The organism is Tateyamaria omphalii (assembly GCF_019802125.1).
Taxonomy (GTDB): Bacteria; Pseudomonadota; Alphaproteobacteria; order Rhodobacterales; family Rhodobacteraceae; genus Tateyamaria; species Tateyamaria omphalii_B.
On record NZ_JAHVHT010000002.1, the window covers coordinates 548196 to 563812 of the forward strand.

Sequence of the window (15617 nt, forward strand, 5' to 3'; positions counted from 1 at the left end):
CTGTCTCGCCCGTGGCAGGCTGTGCGCATAGAATCCAAGTTGTTTGCGGGAGGTGCGTGATGCGCCACATGATCGTTGCACTATGTGCTGTGCTGTGGGCCATTGCGGCATGGGGTCAGAATGCCATCCCCGATCATCGATACGTTGTGACGCGGGACATGGATTTCTTCGGCGCGGACCGTACGGCCTTGTTCGACACCACCTTCGATGCCTGTGTCCGCGCGTGCAGTGCGGATGAAGCGTGCGTGGCTTTCACATTCAACGATCGCTCAAACGCCTGTTTCCCCAAGTCGGACATCACCGACCGGCAACCCTATGCCGGGGCCCGGTCCGCCACACGTATCCCGCTGGTCCCCGCGTTCCGGGCGGCTGCGCAGCAACGGGCGGAGGCGCTGGACTTGCCAGAAGATGACTTTGCCGCCGCGCTTGCGCTTGGCACTGACATGGGGCTGCGCTTTGCGCTGTCTGGTGAAACGGTCGATGAACTGCTTGCTGCCTCTCGCGCAGCGTGGGAGCGCGGCAATCGGGCAGAGGCGCTGCGCTGGATCGGGTCTGCCGTGGCGCTGACGGATGCGCCGGATCTTTGGGTGCGCTATGCCTATATCGCGCTGCGTCTGGATGATGGCGTGTCCACGTCCCAGCGCCGCCGCGCGCGGGCAGAGGCGGTGCCCGCGGCCCTCAATGGCTACCTGCGTGCTGACACGGCGGGGGGTCAGGCAAGCGCCCTGCAAACGCTCGCGGAGGCACTCGAACGCAACAATCGGGGCCGCGACATGATCGACGCGCTGCGGCTCGCCCAGTCCATCCAGCCCCGCGATGACACCGCCCGCGCGCTGGACGAGGCTATTGGCAAGTACGGCTTCCGCATTGTCGAGCATCAGGTGGACAATGACAGCGCCGCGCCACGCATCTGCGCGACCTTCTCCGAACCGCTGGTGCAGGCGGGTGTCGACTACGAACCCTTCGTGCGCACCGCGATACCGGGCCTCGTCGTGGCGGCCGATGGGCGCGACCTGTGTATCGACGGCGTGTCCCACGGCGCGCGCTACACGGTGACCTTCCGGTCCGGCCTGCCCGCCGAAAGTGGGGAAGTCTTGGCCAAGGATGTCAGTCTTGACCTCTATGTTCGCGACCGTTCCCCTGTGGTGCGCTTTCCCGGGCGCGGCTACGTCCTGCCGCGCGGCGCGGGACCCAGCGTTCCGATTGAAACCGTCAACGTGAACGAGGTTGATCTGGTTCTCAGCCGCGTCAGCGACCGCAACCTCGTGCAATCCCTGCGCCGCGATTTCTTTGCCCGGCCCCTGTCGCAATGGCAGATGGCAGAGTTCACCGGCGACATCGCGGAAGAGTTCTGGCGCGGCACGGGCGAGGTTCAGAACGAGCTGAACACCGAAATGCGCACCCGCCTGCCGTTGGAAGAGGCGCTGGCCGACCAGCCGCCCGGTGTCTATGTGCTGTCGGCGCGCGAGCCGGGGCGCGATCCATACGACGTGGCTGCGGCGACGCAGTGGTTCGTGCTGTCCGATCTGGGGCTGTCCACATGGCAAGGCAATGACGGGCTGACCGCCTCTGTCCGTGCGCTCAGCGATGCAGGCGCGGTCGCGGGCGCCACCGTGCACCTGATTTCGCAAGCCAATGCGGTGCTGGGCACCACGCAGACGGATGCCGACGGCTTTGCGCAGTTTGATGCCGGGCTGACGCGCGGACGTGGTTCGGCCCGCCCGGCCATGGTGCAGGTCGAAACGGCGGACGACTTCGTCTTCCTGCCCCTGACCGATGCAGCCTTTGACCTGTCGGATCGCGGGGTCAAGGGGCGCCCGCCCGCGCCGCCCATCGACCTGTTCCTGACCACCGACCGCGGGGCGTACCGGCCCGGTGCGACGATCCACATGACGGCACTTGCACGCGATGCCCGCGCGCAGGCCATCACCGGTCTGCCGCTGACCGTGATCCTCAGCCGTCCGGACGGAGTGGAATACAGCCGTACCATCAGTGCACAGGGCCAAAGCGGGGGGCATGTGGTTTCGCTGCCCCTCGGATTGGCGGTGCCGCGCGGCACATGGCGGATCGAGGTCAAGGGCGATTTGAACGCCCCAGCGCTCGCCACCCGCACCGTGCTGGTGGAGGATTTTATTCCCGACCGCATCGACGTCACGCTGACCTCCGACGATGCGCCCCTCTCCCTGCGCGCTCCGGCCGTCGTTGATGTGGATGCCCAGTATCTCTTTGGCGCACCGGGCGCGAACCTAGTTGTCGAGGGAGACGTGCAGGTGCAGCGCCGCGCCGGGATGGCGGAGCATCCGGGCTACCGCTTTGGTCGCCACGATGCAGCCTTTTCCCCGCAGCGCCGCTATGTGCAGGGCGGGCGCACCGATGCGCAGGGCCGCTTCCGCCTGTCGTTGCCATGGCCCGATTTGATCGCCGAAGATGTGCTGCTTGAAGCCATTGCCACCGTCCGCGTTTCCGACAGTGGCGGACGCCCGGTCGAACGCACCCTGACCCGACCCATCGCGCCACAAGGGCCGGTGATCGGGATCAAACCCGGTTTCGAGGATGTGCTGCCCGAAGGGTCTACGGCCAGTTTCCAGGTCATCGCCGTGGGTGCCCCGAACGACGTGCCGGTCACATGGACCGTCAACCGGATCGAGACGCGCTATCAATGGTATCAGCTCTACGGCAACTGGAACTGGGAGCCGGTCACCCGCCGCATCCGCGTGGGGCAGGGCAATGCGGTTCTGGGTGAAGCGCCCATCGACATCAGTACGCCCACCGAATGGGGCGACTACGAGTTGGTGATCGAAAGCACCGAAGGTGTTTACACCGCCAGCTCCGTCAGCTTCGCCTCGGGCTGGTATGGCGCGACGGATGGCAGTGACACGCCGGACCGGCTCGGGCTGTCACTGGATGCCGAACGCTACAGCGTAGGCGACACGGCCCAATTGCGCATCACGCCGCCCCATGACGGGGTTGCCCTGATTTCCGTTCTGTCGGGCCATGTCATCTCGCGCCAGGCCGTGCCGGTCACGGCCGGCGAAACGGTGATCCCGCTTGACGTGACCGAAGACTGGGGCACCGGAGTATATGTCACAGCGTCAGTGTTGCGCAGCGGCGATTCGACAGGGCCAAATCCAGACCGCGTCCTCGGCCTCGCCCACGCCGCCATCGATCCTGCGGAAAAGGCGCTGTCCGTCTCCATCGACGCGCCTGTCGAGACCGACGGTCATCCCGGCACGACTGAGGTCTCGGTGCAGGTCGATGGCCTCAAAGGCGCAGCAGGATACGTCACACTGGCTGCGGTCGACGTTGGCATCCTCAACCTGACCGGTTTCGAGCCACCGAACCCGCAAGACCACTATTTCGGTCAGCGCCGCCTCGGCGTTGACTTGCGCGACGTCTATGGCCGCCTGATCGATGGAGAAAGCGGCGCGCTGGGTGCCGTGCGCTCGGGCGGCGATGCGGGCAATGCCATGCAACGGCAAGGGCCACCGCCGATCGAGGCGGTGATGGCCGCATTCTCCGGCCCTGTCGCGGTCGGTGCAGATGGGCGCGCGCAGGTGACGATCCCGCGCCCGGCCTTCAACGGAACGATCCGGCTGATGGCAGTGGCATGGTCGGAGCAGGGCGTGGGGCAAGCGACAACGGACATGGTTGCGCGCGATCCGGTTGTGATCTCGGCGGCATTGCCACGCTTTCTCGCGCCCGATGATCAAAGCCGTCTGCAACTGGAATTCGTCCATGCAGCGGGCGCGTCGGGGGAGATGCCGCTTGCGGTGACGGCTACGGGCATTTCCGTTGGCAGTGCTCCGACCACCGTCGCTTTGGCAGAGGGTGGCACCGTGCGCGTCGCATTGCCGTTGACAGTGGATGCGGTCGGCGACCACCAGATAAAAGTAGCACTCACCACTCCTGACGGAACCGTATTGCGCAAGGATCTGACACTTGGCGTGCGCTCCAACGATCCGACGATTGCGACCACGCAGCGCCTGTCGCTGGCGGCGGGTGAAGCGCTGACGTTCGACGACAATGTCTTTGCCAACCTGCGCCCCGGCAGCGCGCGGGCCACTCTGGCGGCGGGACCACTGGCACGGTTCGACATGCCGGGCCTGCTGCGCCAGCTTGACCGCTACCCCTATGGCTGTACGGAGCAGATCACCTCGGCCGCTTTGCCGCTGCTCTATGTGCCGCGCACGGCGCAGGCGGCCGGGCTGAACGACATCGACACGCGGATTGATGGTGCCATCGCCCGTGTCCTGACCCGGCAGGCCAGCAACGGGGCCTTTGGCCTCTGGCGGGCGCAGTCCGGGGATTTCTGGCTCGACGCCTATGTCACGGATTTCCTGCTTCGGGCGCAGGACCAAGGGCATGAGGTGCCCGACCGCGCCCTGCGTCTCGCCCTCGACAACCTGCGCAACAGGATCAACTACGCCCCGGATTTCGATCAGGGCGGAGAGGACATCGCCTACGCCCTCATGGTTCTGGCCCGCGCCGGATCGGCGTCGATTGGGGACCTGCGCTACTACGCGGACACCAAGACCGACGCGCTGTCGACACCGCTTGCACGGGCACAGCTTGGCGCGGCCCTGGCCAGCTACGGCGAACAGACCCGCGCGGATCGACTGTTTGGGCTAGCGGAAGCGCTTGCCATCCGCTCCGGCAACGAGGGGTCCCGATGGCGCGCGGACTACGGCACACCCCTGCGGGATGCGGCTGGCCTCCTGCACCTCGCGGCTGAGGCGGGCAGCACACGGGTTGACCAGGCGCGGCTGGCGGCCTCCATCACCGCCAATCGCGGCGGCTATTCCACGCAGGAAGCCGCGCAGGTGCTGATGGCGGCGCAAGCCTTGCGCAGCGGGGCAGGTACGCCTGTCCTGTCGGTGGATGACACACCGATGTCCGGTCCCGTCGTGCAAAACCGCGCCGCGGGCGATGCACCATCGACGATCCGCAACATCTCGGGCACTGCGCAGGATGTGACGCTGACCACCTACGGCGTGCCCACCGTTGCACCGGAGGCGGGCGGCTACGGCTATAGCATCACACGCTCCGCCTACTCCATGGAAGGTACGCCTGCGGACGGGCCGTGGCGCATCGGCGAACGTCGCGTGATCGTGCTGACCATCACCCCGTTCGAAGAGGTCGGCGCGCGGCTGATCGTCGACGATCCCCTGCCCGCAGGGATCGAAATCGACAATCCGCGCCTCATCCGTTCAGGCGATGTGTCGGGTCTGGATTGGCTGGAACAGGTAAACACGGAACATGCCGAATTCCGGTCGGATCGCTTCCTTGCGGCCGTGAACCACACCGGTTCAAACGCATTCCGCCTTGCCTACATCGCGCGCGCGGTCAGCCCGGGCGACTTCCACCACCCAGCCGCTTTGGTCGAGGATATGTACCGCGCGGAATACCGCGCCGTCACCGACACGGGGCGCACGGTCGTGACCGAATGAAGCGTCCGCATCGCCTGTTCTTTGCTACCGCAGCGTTCATGCTTGCGGCGGCCAGCCTGCACGACGCATGGGACGCGTGGGTGGACCGCACCGTCCTGCCTGCAACGCTGACCGAAACGTCGGTCGAGATGCGGGATCGTGACGGCCACCTCATGCGGGCCTTTGCCGTCGAGGATGGTCGGATCAGGCTGTCGGTGCCGCGCGGAGGTGTCGATCCAAGGCTCCCGGACATGCTGATTGCCTATGAAGACAAGCGCTTCTATCGCCACAACGGGGTCGATGGGTGGGCGATGCTGCGCGCCGTTGGTCAGGCCGTGCGATCGGGCCGCGTGGTTTCTGGTGGCTCGACCCTGACCATGCAGCTCGCAAGGATACTGGAAAACTCCGGCACCGGTTCCGTCTCGGGCAAGTTGCGGCAGATGCGCGTGGCCTGGGCGTTGGAGCGGCAGATGGGCAAGGACGACATCCTGCATCTCTATTTGCAGCACGCCCCGTACGGAGGTCGGATCGAAGGCGTGCGCAGTGCGACGTTCACATGGTTCGGAAAGGAACCGCACCGGCTGACAGAGGCCGAAGCGGCCCTGCTGGTCGCCCTGCCGCAAGCGCCCGAAGCGCGGCGACCCGACCGCCATGCCGACGCCGCGCGCGTGGCAAGAGACCGCGTGCTGGCGCGTGTTGGTGCCGATCCATCCCGCACGCCTGTACCTAAAGAGGCCCGGCCGCTACCACGCCTTGCACCGCATCATGCCGACGCCTTGCGCAAGGACACGCCCGAGGCACGCCGCTTCGACACCACTCTCTCGGCGCCGGTGCAGCGCAGCATGTCTCGGCTCGCCAGATTGCACAGCCTGCGCATGGCGCGGGGCACATCGCTGGCGATCATGGTCATGGATCACACGACCGGAGAGGCTATCGCCCGCGTTGGCTCACCCGAATATACGGATGCGGATGGTCAGCCGGGTTTCATCGACATGACGCGTGCAAAACGCAGCCCCGGATCGACACTGAAACCCGTGATCTATGCGCTCGCCTTTGACCGGGGCCTGGCGCATCCCGAAACTGTCTTTGCCGACCGGCCCACCCGGTTCGGTGCCTACGCCCCGCAGAACTTCGACGGTGTCTTTCGCGGAGACATCACCGCGCGGCAGGCGCTGACCCTGTCACTCAACATCCCGCCCGTTGCGCTTACGGATGCGCTGGGGCCCGAACGGCTGATGGCCGCGCTGCGCGCCTTTGGCGCCGACCCCAAACTGCCTGGCGGGAAGGCTGGCCTTGCGGTTGCGCTCGGTGGGGTTGGCCTCAGCCTCGAAGATCTGGTGAAGGTTTATGGGCATCTGGCGGCACCGGATGCGCCGAAGATCGCGCCGCGCGTCGCTTGGCAGGTCGGTGACATCCTGCGCGGGATTGCTCCGCCACCCGGGGCACCTGCGGGGCTCGCTTACAAGACAGGCACGTCCTACGGGCATCGCGACGCCTGGGCCATTGGGTATGACGGGCAGCATGTTATCGGTGTGTGGATGGGGCGCCCCGATGGCACACCTGTGCCCGGGGCGTTTGGCGGCGCACACGCGGCCCCCATCCTGTTCGAAGCCTTCGGGCGGTTGAAGCCGCAACTCACTCCAGCCCCACCGCCGCCGCCCGACACGCTCCTGCTGGCGACGGCGGACCTGCCGCCAAACTTGCGCCGGTTCGGACAGACGATGGATCAGGCAACGCAGCCCAAGATGGTCTTTCCGCCGGACGGCGCGGTGCTGGCCCAATCGGAAACAGTGGTAATAGTGGCCGGAGGCACGCTGCCGCTGACGGTGCTGGTCAACGGGGCCGTGGTGACAACACACGCCGCGCGGCGTGAGGTTGATATCGGGGCGCTCGCGCCAGGGTTTTCGGACATATCGGTCATAGATGCGCTGGGCCGCTCCACCCGGTCCGCCATTCGCGTAGAACCGTAGACCGCCTATCGCCGTCCTTCGCGCAGCCATGCCCCGATGATGAAACCCGATGCCAGCAGCAACACGAGCCATGGCGGCAGCAGTCCCATCTGGCGGACGTCCTGTGTCTCGTACGCGCCGCGCGGTGTGATTCCGATCCAGCCGCGACCAGCGGCAGGCCGACCCTCGCGCACCGTGCGGATGCGGGGTGTTCCGTCTTCGAGGCGCAGAATACCGCCCCGGGTGCCTTCGACCCGTGCTGCCAAAACATCGCCAGTTGCGATGGTGGCTTCAAATTCCTTGGGTGCAGCGGGCCCAAGGCCGATGACCGTCTCCGCTTCGCCGTTTTGTAGGCGGTAAAGGCCAATCTCCGGACCTTCGTGCCGCGCTTCGAACCGCCCGGGGCCGGCTTCTGTCATCTCCAACTCGACCACATTGCCGGAGGGGTCAGTGATGGTCACTGGCGGCACGGTGTCTGACAGGGTGCGCCGTTCGATCCGCATGGACTGCCCCGTGGCGGTCGCGGTCAGCGCCTCTTCCTCAAGCTCGGGTTCTTTCATCATCCAGTGAGCCAGACGACGCAGCAGTTCCAGTTGCGGCCCACCGCCTTCGTAGCCCCGGTTCCAGAGCCATGCATGATCCGACGCCAGCAGCGCCACGCGCCCTTCCTCGACCCGGTCAAGGATCAGGAGTGGACGGCCATCGACCCCCTCCATCACGACATTGCCTGCCTGTGCATCTACTTCGATCTGGCGCAACCAGCGACCCCAATCGCCCGCCTCGGGCAGACCTGTGGTGACAGGGTGCTTTTCACCAATCTCGGATACGGTTGGGCGGTATGCTTCCTCGAGCACCCGCGCAGATGGTTGGGCGGGCATGACCGAACCAAGCGGTGAGCGATAAAGACTGTCCGCGCTGGCAAAGTCCGGCCCTGCCGCCACCAGCACGGCACCCCCGTCGCGGATGTAGCGCGCCACATTGTCGAGGTAGAGCGCAGGCAGGATGCCGCGGCGTTTGTAGCGGTCAAAGATGATCAGATCGAAATCGTCGATCTTTTCCAGAAACAACTCGCGGGTCGGAAAGGCGATCAGGGACAACTCGCCCACAGGCACCCCGTCCTGTTTTTCGGGCGGGCGCAGGATGGTGAAGTGGACAAGGTCCACCGAGCTGTCGGACTTGAGCAGGTTCCGCCACGTGCGTCCCCCGGCATGGGGCTCGCCCGACACAAGAAGCACGCGCAACCGGTCCCGCACACCATTCATCTGGATCAGGGCGGTGTTGTTGCGGTCCGTCAGCTCGCCCTCGGCTTCCGGCACCGTGAACTGGATCACATTGCGGCCCCCGTGGGGGAGGCTAATGGGCAGTTCGATATCCTCGCCCGTGCGCACGTTAAATCGCTGGGGTGGCGCACCATCGACGGATATGTCGAGCGGGGCCAGATCTGTCCCCGCGGGGACAGCACCCATGTCCTCGATCCGCAGGGTGAGGGTGACGGGTTCGCCGATGATGGCAAAGGCGGGTGCGTTCTTGACCAGCAGGCGGCGGTCCCAATCGGTTTCACGCCCGGTCAGCAACAGGTGCAACGGCGCGGGCAGATCAAGGGGCAGGTCGGCGTCGTGCACCTGTCCATCACTCAGCGCAATCAGCCCAGCCACACGCGCACGGGGCTCTTCCGCCAGCGCATCGGACAGAGCGCTCATCAGGCGCGTGCCCGCGTCTTCTTCGCCATCTGGGACGGTGATCCGGCGCACTTCGGTATTCTCTCGTGCCGCCAGCGCAGTTTCCAGCGTGTCAGCTGCACCGGTGGTCTGATCGGCGCGGTCGTTGAGGCGTTGGCTGGCACTTTCGTCTTCGGCCAGGATCACGATGTCGGTGAGCGGTGCGCGGTCTTCCTGTTGCAGAGACGGCCCTGCCAGCGCGGCCAGCACAACCAGCGCTGCCATGCCACGCAGGGCCCAGCCGTTCAGTCCCCGGATCAAGGCCAACACAACACCGGTTACGGCCAATGCGGCAACAACGGCCAATATCGGCCACGGAAGGAGCGGATCGAAAAGGATGGTCCCAGTCATTGGCCCAACCGATCCAGCAAAGCAGGTACATGGACCTGATCGCTTTTGTAGTTGCCGGTCAGTACGTGCATCACGAGGTTCACACCAAAGCGATATGCCAACTCGCGCTGCCGCTCGCCGCCAAAGCCGCGGCCCACGGGCAGCATGGCCTGACCGGAGGATGTGACAGCCCACGCGGCCGCCCAGTCATTGCCGCCGATCACCACGGGCGTGACGCCGTCATTGAGGTTGCGGAACGGCATCCCCTCGACCTGTTCGGCGCCCGGTGGGGCAGCTTCGACCCAGATCTCTCCACCTTGATGGCGCCCGGGAAAGTCCTGCAGCAGGTAGAATGTGCGCGTCAGCACATGGTCGCGCGGCACCGGTTCAAGCGCAGGAATGTCGAGCGGAGCCGCAAGATCCCGCAGCTTGCGCCCGTTTGGAGTCGCAGCACCAAAGCCCGCGATGTCCCCGTCGCGCGTGTCGAACAGGATCAGCCCGCCGGAACGCAGGTAGTCGTTCAACTTGGCATAGGCTTCCTGGCTCGGGCGCGGCTGATCGGGCGTGACGGGCCAGTAGAGAATGGGGAAGAACGCCAGCTCGTCCATCTCGAGGTCCACCGCAAAAGGCGGCGCCGGTTCGACCGAGGTGCGGAAGAACAGCGTATCGGACAGGCCGCGGAGGCCTGCCTCTGCCACCTCGTCCACCTCGCTGTTGCCGGTGAGGACATGGGCCAGAACAACTTCTGCTGCTGCGGCGATTTCATCCGTCGGTTCGTCTTGGGCGTGCGCATCGGGCGCGGTGAAACCGGTCAGGGCGATGGCCGCGATCAGCGCGCCAGCGGTCGCGCGCACGCGGCCCGTCAGCCGCCCGGACAAGGCGAGCGATGCCAGCACGTCAGCCAGAAGCAAACCGATGGCCGCTGCCAGCAGCAGCCCACCGAGCGGCCGCTCCGGGGCCGCGACAAGGCCAGAGACCGGCACGTCAGTGGGCCATGTCGCAGGCTCCAGCGTGGCGTCTGCCGTCAGCACGTTGCGTGCCAGTGCGCGGTCGCCTGAGACGTAGACGCCGGGCAACAGTCCGGGACCCGTCGGTTCGCTCACCAGTGCGGGACCCGGCACGCCCGGCATCGCGCCCGCGTCGCGCAAGGCTCCAAATCCGTCCATCACAACCTCCGGCGTCCAGATCGTGCCTTCAAGGTCCCCCGCCTCGGGCGAGGAGCTTGTGGCCGACACCGCCAACCGTTCCAACATTTCCACAAAGAGCCCTGACAGGGGTAACGAGGACCATTCGGCGTTGGCGGTCACATGGAACAGCACAATCTGTCCCTGGCCTTCGCGTTTGCGGGTCACAAGCGGCGTGCCGTCGCTCAGTTCCGCAATGACACGTTCGGCGAGCGTGGGATCAGGCTGCGCCATCACTTGCGCCGTGATGGCAACGTCCTCGGGCACGGCCAATCCAAAGAAGGGCGAGTTTTCACGGAAAGGCGCCAGTGTCTTGGGCGACCCCCAGCTCATGGCACCACCGACACTTCGCCCGCCCGCGCGCAGGCGCACAGGCATCAGCGGATCCTCGTCCCCGCGGCTGATGTCGCTCGCCGCGACACGAGGTCCGGCAAAGCGCAAGAGCAACCCGCCTTGATCCACCCAATCCAGAATGGCCTCGGTTTCGCCCTCTGACAGCGTGGCCACGTCGGCCAATGCAATAACATCGGGGTTTGCGGGCAGCACATCGGTGAGTGATCCGCGCAGCAGGTCGGCGTTGGGCGCAAGCGCACGCTCGAGGTAGTGCAGCGGCGACAGAAGCTCCAACCCCTCGCGTCCCTCACGGCCCGCGATCAATGCAATCTCACGACGCCGCAGGCTGTCATCGACCAGTGTGACGGCACCGGCAGAGCGCGCGTTGGCGACCTCAAACCGGGTCACGCGGGCGCGCAGTTCGGCGGGGAGGGAGAGCGAGGTGGTCGCGGTGGCGGCACCCATGTCAAATACCGCGTTGGCACTGGCGAGGATCGTCGCGTTCCCCGCGGGGTCACGACCCTGCGCAAGGATGCTCACACCGCGCTCTGGCCCTGCATCCGAGCGAATGGCGGTCACCTCGACCACGCCGTCGACGTAAGCGGCAGGTGTCAAAGCGATGATCTCCGTTGCGCTTTGGACCACGCGGACAGGACCACGTGACTGGAAAGCGGCCAGCAGGTCGGCGCGGGCCGGATAGTCGAGCGCATCGCTGTACCAGACGGTTTCAAACCCGCCGTCCGGCAGGACATTTGCAATCGCGTCCGCGTCCGAGGGCTGCCACGGCGACGGTGCAAGACCGGGCAACGTGGTTGCAACGGCATTGGCGGCCCGGAATGCAGGCTGTTGTGGATCGCCAAGGTCCAGCAACGCCACCTGACGGCCTGCGGCTCCGGCGCGGCGCAACTCGCTGTCCACAGCCTCGGTCAGCCGTGCCCAACGGGCCGCACCGGCCCATGACCCATCGACAGCGATCAGCAGCGGGCCATCACCCGCGGTGCCATCGTCTTCGGGGTTCAGCACAGGACCAGCCAGGCCGATGATCATCGCGGCCACGGCGAGCATCCGGATCAGGAGCAGCCACCAAGGCGTGCGGTCCGATACGCTTTCGTCATCCTGCAATCCTAAAAGCAGGGCCACACCGGGAAAGCGCTGGCGGATGGGTGCGGGGGGAATGGCGCGCAGGATCAGCCACAGGATCGGCAACGCCACCAGCGCAATAAGGAGCCAAGGGGCAGCAAAGCCGATGGGGCCCAGCACCATCATGTCCGCGCCCGCCCGCCATCCAGCGCCCGCCACAGCCACAAAAGACCGGATTGTGCGGTGTGATCAGTGTGATGGAGCCCGTATTGCCAGCCTGCGACGCTGCACAGGTGCTGCAGCTCGGCCTTGCGCTCGGCCAGTCGCGCCAGATAGCGATCCTTGAGGTCTGAGGCCTTGAGCGTCTCGTGCTCCAGCGTGCCACCCACGCTTTCAAAGATCGTGCGGCCGCGGAAGGGAAAAGCCTCTTCCGCCGGGTCGAGGACATGCAGCAGCACGCCGCGCACGCCACGGTCGGCGGCCTTGGTCAGTGCGGTTTTCACATCGTCGATATTGCCCATGAAATCCGAGATAAACACGGCGCGTGCATGGGGGATCATCGCGCGGTGTTCGGGTGGCTCGTAATCGGCCTCTGCATCCTCAGTAAACATCTCGGCCAGTCGCAGGATCTGGGCGTTGCCCCGGCGTGGTGGCAGGCGGGTGCCGGTCAACCCAACGCGCTCGCCCCCCCGGATCAGCAGGATGGCACAGGCAAGTCCCAGCACCCGGGCGCGTTCGGCTTTCGAGGGCAGCTCGTCGTTGGAGGCAAAGCGCATCGCCGCCCCCTGATCGACCCAGAGCATGACAGACTGCGCAATCTGCCATTCGCGTTCGCGCACGAATTGCACGTCACCCATGGCGCTGCGCCGGTGGTCGATCATGCGGCGGCTGTCGCCGATCTGGGCAGGGCGATATTGCCAGAAATCATCGCCCATCCCCGCGCGCCGCCGCCCATGCTCGCCCAGCAGGACGGCACCCGCCAACTGCTCTGCCCGCGCCAGAAGGGCGGGGAGGCGAGCGGCCTGGGTTTCGGCCTTTTCGCGCAGGGCGAGGGGGGTGATCACGCGGCGGCGTCCTTGCGGCTAAGCCCGGCGGCTGTTTCTTCGATCAGGTCGGACAGGCTGTCCCCGCGGGCACGGGCGGCAAAATTGAGCGCCATACGGTGGATCAGAACAGGGCGCGCCATGTCGATCACGTCCTCTGCCGACGGGGCGAGACGACCCTGCAAAAGCGCACGGGCGCGCACGGCCAGCATCAAGGCCTGGGCAGCACGTGGGCCCGGCCCCCACGCAACCGTTTCCTTCACCTGGTCGGAAGCGTCAGCCTCTCCCGGACGGAAGGCGCGCACCAGATCGAGGATCATCTCGACCACGCTGTCGCCCACCGGCATGCGGCGGAGCAGCGTTTGGGCGGCCAGCAACTCTTCGCCAGTGAAGACGGCGGTGGATTGCGCATCCTCGGTCCCCGTGGTGGCCAGCAGGATGTCCCGCTCGGTTCCACGGTCGGGGTAGAGCACGTCGATTTGGACAAGGAATCGGTCAAGTTGCGCTTCGGGCAGGGGGTAGGTGCCCTCCTGTTCGATGGGGTTTTGCGTCGCGAGCACATGGAACGGTGTTCCCAAGGAGCGGTCCTGGCCCGCAACAGTGACCGTCTTTTCCTGCATCGCCTGCAGCAACGCGGACTGTGTCCGTGGGGACGCGCGGTTGATCTCGTCTGCCATGAGAAGCTGGCAAAAGATCGGGCCGGGGACGAAACGGAACTCGCGGTGCCCATCCTCGGCAGTGTCCAGCACTTCGGAGCCCAGAATGTCGGCAGGCATGAGGTCTGGCGTGAACTGGATGCGGTTGCCATCAAGGCCCATGACCGTGCTGAGGGTCTCGACCAACCGAGTTTTACCAAGGCCGGGCAGACCGATCAGCAGGCCGTGCCCGCCGCACAGCAGGGCGGTCAGGGTCAGATCGACGACCCGCTCCTGTCCGATGAACCGCTTGGTGATCGAGGCCTTGGCCTCGGCCAGCTTGCTACCCAGCGTCTCGATTTCGGCAACAAGGTCCTCTGCGTCGGTCATGACATCTCTTCTCTTCAGAATATATGATCGTTGATACCAACCTATTGCCTCAACGGAGAATGGCAAAAGATATGAGCGGACAAAAAACCGTGACACCCGACGCAGACAGCCTTGTTGCGTCGATCACTGCTGCAAAAACACGCGGTTTGCCGCCGGTGCATTTGTGGAACCCGCCGTTTTGCGGTGATCTGGACATGCGGATCGCGCGGGACGGGACGTGGTTCTATCAGGGCACACCCATCGGGCGCCCCGGATTGGTCAAGCTGTTTTCCTCAATCCTCAAGCGCGAAGAGGGCAAGTATTTCCTTGTCACCCCGGTGGAAAAGGTCGGCATCACCGTGGACGACGCCCCCTTTGTCGCCATTGATTTCGAAGCGTCTGGCGCGGGGCAGGATCAGGTGCTGAGTTTTGTCACGCATGTGGACGATGTGGCGGTCGCAGGGCCGGAGCATCCTATCCGGGTCGAGCGGGATGCGGAGACGGGCGAGCCGTCGCCTTACATCCTGATCCGGGCGGATCTGGAGGCGCTGATTGACCGCAAAAGCTTCTACCGATTGGTCGATCTGGGTACGCATCATGACGGCTGGTTCGGCGTTTGGTCGTCGGGCCAGTTCTTTGGCATCATTCCGTCCGAAGAGCTTCCCTAAGCGAGCCGTTTTTCTGTGGATGTTTGATCCTGCTGGCATCGGCGGGTTGGTCGGGCTAGCGTCCGGTCAATGCCACGTTTTGCTGCCAATCTGACCTATCTCTGGGCCGAATTGCCCTATCTTGACCGGTTCGATGCGGCGGCAGAGGCGGGGTTCCTCGCGGTTGAGGTACAGCAGCCCTACGATGTGCCGGTGCCGGAAACGCAGGCTGCCCTGCATCGCAACGGGTTGCAGTTCATTTTGCTGAATGCACCGGGACCGAATTACACCGGTGCTGCACGGGGTTTTGCCGCGGTGCCGGGGCTTGAGGCGCGGTTTGACTACGATATGCGCCGCGCGGTGCGCTATGCTCAAGCGTTGGGCGCGTCCTGTATCCATATCATGAGCGGTGAGGCGAAGGGCCCGGAGGCACGGGATACACTTTTCGGCAACCTCAAACGCGCGGCGGAGACCTTGCCCCAAGGGCTGACGTTGACGATTGAGCCGCTGTGTCCGGAAAGCCAGCCTGACTATTTCCTGAACAGCTTTGATCTGGCCGCCGGCGTGATCGAAGCCGTCGGGGCGCCCAATGTCGGGTTGCAATTCGACAGCTATCACGCTCAGGAGATCACTGGCGATGCCTTGGGCACGTTTCAGTCGATGCTGCCATTAATCCGTCACATCCAGATCGGTGACGCCCCGGGGCGCACGCAGCCGGGCAGCGGAAAGATCGACTTTGCCGCGCTGTTCAAAGCGATTGACGCCAGCGGTTACGACGGTTGGGTGAGTGCCGAGTATCGGACAGAGGGGCGCACCGACAAGGTTCTGGACTGGATGCGCTGAGCCTTTGCGGCGGCGCAGATTGCGCGGCATAGCCGATCGAGTATGTCTGGGGCGCACAGA

General features: G+C 65.4%; 8 protein-coding genes. 4 read left to right on the forward strand and 4 right to left on the reverse strand.

Annotated elements, in window-relative coordinates; translation table 11 throughout:
• The first annotated feature begins 59 nt into the window (after positions 1–59).
• Together KUV51_RS11690 and pbpC are read left to right on the forward strand one after the other, a co-directional pair.
• A complete protein-coding gene (locus tag KUV51_RS11690; protein WP_222521800.1) occupies positions 60–5447 on the forward strand; it encodes an alpha-2-macroglobulin family protein in 5388 nt (1795 codons plus the stop codon).
• Positions 5444–7396 carry a penicillin-binding protein 1C gene (gene pbpC, locus KUV51_RS11695; RefSeq protein ID WP_261385790.1) on the forward strand — a complete coding sequence of 651 codons (1953 nt, stop codon included), beginning with the start codon at positions 5444–5446 and terminating at the stop codon, positions 7394–7396. Before KUV51_RS11690 ends, pbpC begins: the two co-directional genes overlap by 4 nt.
• Positions 7397–7401: 5 nt before the next feature.
• Here the strand turns inward: pbpC and KUV51_RS11700 are convergent, their stop codons facing one another.
• Genes KUV51_RS11700 through KUV51_RS11715 form a run of 4 tightly spaced genes read right to left on the reverse strand, consistent with a single transcriptional unit; the run spans position 7402 to position 14088 of the window.
• Positions 7402–9444 carry a hypothetical protein gene (locus KUV51_RS11700; protein WP_222521801.1) on the reverse strand — a complete coding sequence of 681 codons (2043 nt, stop codon included), beginning with the start codon at positions 9442–9444 and terminating at the stop codon, positions 7402–7404.
• Positions 9441–12206: a DUF4159 domain-containing protein gene (locus KUV51_RS11705; RefSeq protein ID WP_222521802.1), complete on the reverse strand. Its 2766-nt coding sequence runs from the start codon at positions 12204–12206 to the stop codon at positions 9441–9443. Before KUV51_RS11705 ends, KUV51_RS11700 begins: the two co-directional genes overlap by 4 nt.
• Complete coding sequence (locus KUV51_RS11710; protein ID WP_222521803.1) at positions 12203–13084, reverse strand: DUF58 domain-containing protein; 882 nt, start codon at positions 13082–13084, stop codon at positions 12203–12205. The genes KUV51_RS11705 and KUV51_RS11710 overlap by 4 nt, the downstream gene beginning before the upstream one ends.
• Positions 13081–14088: an AAA family ATPase gene (locus tag KUV51_RS11715; RefSeq protein ID WP_222521804.1), complete on the reverse strand. Its 1008-nt coding sequence runs from the start codon at positions 14086–14088 to the stop codon at positions 13081–13083. The genes KUV51_RS11710 and KUV51_RS11715 overlap by 4 nt, the downstream gene beginning before the upstream one ends.
• A gap of 71 nt (positions 14089–14159) precedes the next feature.
• Here KUV51_RS11715 and KUV51_RS11720 point away from each other — a divergent pair, with 71 nt between their 5' ends.
• Both KUV51_RS11720 and KUV51_RS11725 read left to right on the forward strand, forming a co-directional pair.
• Positions 14160–14735: a DUF1285 domain-containing protein gene (locus KUV51_RS11720; RefSeq protein WP_222521805.1), complete on the forward strand. Its 576-nt coding sequence runs from the start codon at positions 14160–14162 to the stop codon at positions 14733–14735.
• A 69-nt stretch (positions 14736–14804) separates the two neighbouring features.
• Complete coding sequence (locus KUV51_RS11725) at positions 14805–15557, forward strand: hydroxypyruvate isomerase family protein (RefSeq protein ID WP_222521806.1); 753 nt, start codon at positions 14805–14807, stop codon at positions 15555–15557.
• The last annotated feature ends 60 nt before the right edge of the window (positions 15558–15617 follow it).